This window comes from Ensifer sp. ZNC0028, assembly GCF_000799055.1.
GTDB lineage: Bacteria > Pseudomonadota > Alphaproteobacteria > Rhizobiales > Rhizobiaceae > Ensifer.
The window spans coordinates 1-266 of sequence record NZ_JTLA01000238.1; the positions used below are offsets into that span (position 1 = coordinate 1).

At 63.9% G+C, this 266-nt stretch carries 1 pseudogene; it reads right to left on the minus strand.

Annotated elements, in window-relative coordinates:
• Positions 1–108: 108 nt before the first annotated feature.
• Positions 109–266, minus strand: a pseudogene (locus L981_RS35735) (5-dehydro-4-deoxyglucarate dehydratase); the annotation flags it as partial.

Sequence of the window (266 nt, forward strand, 5' to 3'; positions counted from 1 at the left end):
CGCGACGGTCAAAACGCATGGAGGCGCTTTCGAACGGCACGGCCAGTCGATGTTCGAGAAGATGGGTTCGGACGGCGACGATCTTCATGGGCTATCCTCGCGACGCACTCATTTCCGACGCTTGTTCGCACCGATCAGCGCGTCGAGCATGGCGACTTCCTCCTCGGTCAAGTCTTTCAGCGGCGCACGCACCGGACCGGCATCGAAGCCCTGCAGCCGCACGCCGGCCTTGATCGCCGACACCGCATAGCCCTTGGCGCGGTTGC